Genomic DNA, 4,209 nt, shown 5'->3' on the forward strand with positions numbered 1-4,209 from the left:
ACCCCGCGGGTGACGATGTGGCTCTCGCAGTCCGAGACGATGCCGAGGCTGAGCAGCTTCAGGCGCAGGAAGCGGTCGAAGGCGTGCATGTCCGAGGTGATGACACGCAGCACATAGTCCTCACGGCCGGTGATGGTGGCGCACTGCACCACCTCCGGCCAGTCGGCGACGGCGGCCTCGAAGCGGTCGAGGTTCTCGGTCGACGGCAGGCTCAGCTTGACGATGGCGTAGACCTCGAAATCGAGGCCCAGCTTGGTCGCGTCCAGCAGGGTCACCCGCTTGCGGATGAAGCCCGTATCCTCCAGTCTCTTGATCCGGCGCCAGCAGGGCGACGCCGACAGGCCCACCCGCTCGGCCACCTCGGCCACGGACAGTCCGGCGTCCTGTTGCAGGATGTCGAGGATGCGGGCGTCAACGGGATCCAGATCGTCGGCCAAGGCGTTTCTCCGGTTCTAGGTATGGCGCAATAAAATACCCGTGAACCGGCATATGCAAGGTCAAAATCGAGCGAGCCTTGGCTCGCGGACCATGCTAACAGGGCGCCGGAGGAAACGCGGTCGGATCAACCGGACGGCAGGACGGAATGAAAAAGCCAGACACCCGGCCCCAGAACGCGCTGGCCCTGTCGCTGCGCGTGCCCGAGCCGTCGGGCCGCCCGGGCGACGCGCCCGACTTCAGCCATCTCAAGCTCGACGCCGCCGGCGCGGTCGACCGGCCCGAAGTGTCCACGGCCCCGTTCGACATGCGCGACCACGCCTTCCGCCTGGTCCGGGTGCTGGACGACGACGGCCGGGCCGTCGGCCCGTGGAATCCGAAGCTGGACGCCGAGACCCTGCGGCGGGGCCTGAAGGCGATGATCCTGACCCGCGCCTTCGACGACCGGATGCACCGGGCCCACCGCCAGGGCAAGACCAGCTTCTATATGAAATGCACCGGCGAGGAGGCCGTCGCCGTCGCCCAGGGCCTGATCCTGTCCCGCGAGGACATGGGCTTCCCGACCTATCGCCAGCAGGGCCTGCTGATCGCGCGCGGCTATCCGCTGGCGACGATGATGAACCAGATCTATTCCAACGCCTCGGACCCGATCAAGGGCCGCCAGCTGCCGATCATGTATTCGGCCAGGGACTATGGCTTCTTCACCATCAGCGGCAATCTGGGCACCCAGGTCCCCCAGGCCGTCGGCTGGGCCATGGCCAGCGCCTACAAGGGCGACGACAGGATCGCCATCACCTGGATCGGCGACGGGGCCACGGCCGAGGGCGACTTCCACAACGCCCTGACCTTCGCGGCCGTCTACCGGGCCCCGGTGATCCTCAACATCGTCAACAACCAGTGGGCCATCAGCTCCTTCCACGGCATCGCCGGCGGGCTGGAGACCACCTTCGCCTCCAAGGCCATCGGCTACGGCCTGCCGGCCCTGCGCGTCGACGGCAACGACTTCCTCGCCGTCTGGGCCGCGACCCAGTGGGCCGAGGAACGGGCCCGCACCAACCGGGGCGCGACGGTCATCGAGCTGCTCACCTACCGCGGCGCGCCGCACTCGACCTCCGACGACCCGAGCCGCTACCGCCCGGCCGACGAGCCCGCGAAATGGCCGCTGGGCGACCCGATCATGCGCCTGAAACAGCACCTGATCGCGCTCGGCGAATGGTCCGACGAACGGCAGACGGCCGCCGAGGCCGAGGCCGTCGAGCAGGTCCGCGCCGCCGGCAGGGAGTCCGAGGCCATCGGCACCCTGGGCCAGTCGCGCCCCTCGGTGAAGACCATGTTCGAGGAGGTCTTCGCCACCGAGGACTGGCGCCTCGTCGAACAGCGCCGCGAGGTGGGGGTCTGATCATGGGCGAGCAAACCACCTTCACCGAAGCCGACCGCGCCGACGGCGTCGAGCCGGACATGGTCGACCAGAACCACGCGCCGAAGTCGCAGGCGCCGGCCAACGGCGTCCAGCCGATGAACATGATCCAGGCGCTGAACTCGGCCCTGCACGTCAAGATGGCCGAGGATCCGAACGTCCTCAGCTTCGGCGAGGACGCCGGCTATTTCGGCGGCGTCTTCCGCGTCACCGACCAGCTGCAGCAGAAGCACGGCCTGACCCGCAGCTTCGACGCCCCGATCAGCGAATGCGGCATCGTCGCCGCCGCCATCGGCATGGGCGCCTACGGCCTGCGCCCGGTGGTCGAGATCCAGTTCGCCGACTACATCTACCCGGCCTACGACCAGATCGTCTCGGAAGCCGCCAAGCTGCGCTACCGCTCGGCCGGCCAGTTCACCTCGCCCATCGTGGTGCGCTCGCCCTACGGCGGCGGCATCTTCGGCGGCCAGACCCACTCACAGAGCCCCGAGAGCCTGTTCACCCACATCGCCGGCCTCAAGGTCGTCATCCCCTCCAACCCCCATGACGCCAAGGGCCTGCTGACCGCCGCCATCGAGGACGACGATCCGGTCATCTTCTTCGAGCCCAAACGCCTCTACAACGGCCCGTTCGACGGCTGGCACCGGAAGCCGGTGTCGCCGTGGAAGGCCCAGGCCCTGGCCCAGGTCCCGACCGGCAAATATGTCGAGCCGATCGGCAAGGCGCGGGTGATGCGCGAGGGCGGTGACGTCACCATCCTCTGCTACGGCACCATGGTCTGGGTCAGTCTCGCCGGCGCCGAGCACGCCGGCGTCGACGCCGAGGTCATCGACCTGCGCACCCTCGTGCCGCTCGACATCGAGGCCATCGAGGCCAGCGTGAAAAAGACCGGCCGCTGCGTCATCGTCCACGAGGCCCCCAAAACCTCCGGCTTCGGAGCCGAGCTCAGCGCCCTGGTGCAGGAACGCTGCTTCTACCACCTCGAGGCGCCCGTCGCCCGCGTCACCGGCTGGGACACCCCCTATCCGCACGCCTTCGAGTGGGAATATTTCCCGGGCCCCGAACGGGTCGCTGTGGCCCTGAAAGCCGTCATGTCGGGAGGCCGCTGAGATGGGCCGCTACGTCTTCAAACTGCCCGACGTCGGCGAAGGCACGGCCGAGGCCGAACTGGTCGGCTGGCACGTCGCGGTCGGCGATGTGGTCGAGGAAGACCAGATGCTGGCCGACGTGATGACCGACAAGGCCACCGTCGAACTGACCAGCCCGGTGTCGGGCAAGGTCACCGCCCTGCACGGCGAGCCGGGTGAACAGCGCCCGGTGGGCTCGCCGCTGGTGGAGTTCGAGGTCGAGGGCGCGGGGAACGCCAGCGCTGTCGCCAAACCTTCTTCTCCCTTCCCCCTTGATGGGGGAAGGGCCGGGGATGGGGGTGAAACCGCTGGCCGGTCGAGCGCCGTCGCCGAAGCTGCCGCCCCGTCGGTCAGCGCGAAGCCTTCCACCACCGTCACCCCCGCCCAACCCTCCCCCATCAAGGGGGAGGGCTCACGTCAGCTGTCCGCCCGCGGCGAGCGCCCCCTCGCCTCGCCCGCCGTGCGCCAGCGCGCCCGCGATCTGGGCGTCGAGCTGCAGTTCGTGCCGGGCTCCGGTCCGGCCGGCCGCATCGAGCACGCGGATCTGGATGCTTATGTCTCGTCCGGCCGCCGGGGCTCATCCGTCTCCGGAGCATCTGCCGCCCCGGCCTACGCCAGGGCCGAGGGAACCACCGAGACCCGCATCATCGGCCTGCGCCGCAAGATCGCCGAGAAGATGGCCGAGAGCGTCCGCCGCATCCCCCACATCACCTATGTCGAGGAGATCGACGTCACCGCCCTGGAGGAGCTCCGCGCCCACCTCAACGCCACGAAGAAGCCGGATCAGCCCAAGCTCAACGTCCTGCCCTTCATCGCCCGCGCCGTCGTCGTCGCCCTGCGCGACCAGCCGACGATCAACTCCCACTACGACGACGAGGCCGGCGTCCTGACCACCCACGCCGCCGTCCACCTCGGCATCGCCGCCCAGACGCCCAACGGCCTGATGGTGCCCGTGGTCCGCCACGCCGAGGCCCGCGATCCGTACGACACGGCGGCCGAGATCGCCCGCGTCTCCACCGCGGCCAGGGACGGCTCGGCCAAGCGCGACGAACTGTCGGGCTCGACCCTCACCATCACCTCGCTGGGCACGCTCGGCGGCGTGGTCCACACCCCGATCATCAACCACCCCGAAGTGGCCATCGTCGGCCCCAACAAGATCGCCGAACGGGTGGTGGTCAGGGACGGCCGGATGGTCGTGCGCAAGATGATGAACCTGTCCTCCAGCTTCGA

General features: G+C 69.0%; 4 protein-coding genes. 3 read left to right on the forward strand and 1 reads right to left on the reverse strand.

All coding sequences use genetic code 11. From position 1 onward, the window contains the following. Positions 1 to 437 (reverse strand): Lrp/AsnC family transcriptional regulator (locus Q0588_RS04350; protein WP_298744095.1); only part of this gene is annotated, 437 nt, incomplete at its 3' end. A 146-nt stretch (positions 438 to 583) separates the two neighbouring features. Here Q0588_RS04350 and Q0588_RS04355 point away from each other — a divergent pair. The 3 genes from Q0588_RS04355 to Q0588_RS04365 form a co-directional block, all read left to right on the forward strand. Continuing rightward, positions 584 to 1,834 (forward strand): 3-methyl-2-oxobutanoate dehydrogenase (2-methylpropanoyl-transferring) subunit alpha, encoded by a 1,251-nt coding sequence (locus tag Q0588_RS04355; protein WP_298744096.1) that lies wholly within the window; start codon positions 584 to 586, stop codon positions 1,832 to 1,834. Positions 1,835 to 1,893: 59 nt separating this feature from the next. Beyond that, positions 1,894 to 2,961, forward strand: coding sequence for an alpha-ketoacid dehydrogenase subunit beta (locus tag Q0588_RS04360; protein ID WP_366872593.1), 1,068 nt, complete (start codon positions 1,894 to 1,896; stop codon positions 2,959 to 2,961). 1 nt (position 2,962) lies between these two features. Next, positions 2,963 to 4,209 (forward strand): dihydrolipoamide acetyltransferase family protein (locus Q0588_RS04365; RefSeq protein WP_298744098.1); only part of this gene is annotated, 1,247 nt, incomplete at its 3' end.

The organism is uncultured Brevundimonas sp., from assembly GCF_937870815.1.
Lineage (GTDB): Bacteria > Pseudomonadota > Alphaproteobacteria > Caulobacterales > Caulobacteraceae > Brevundimonas.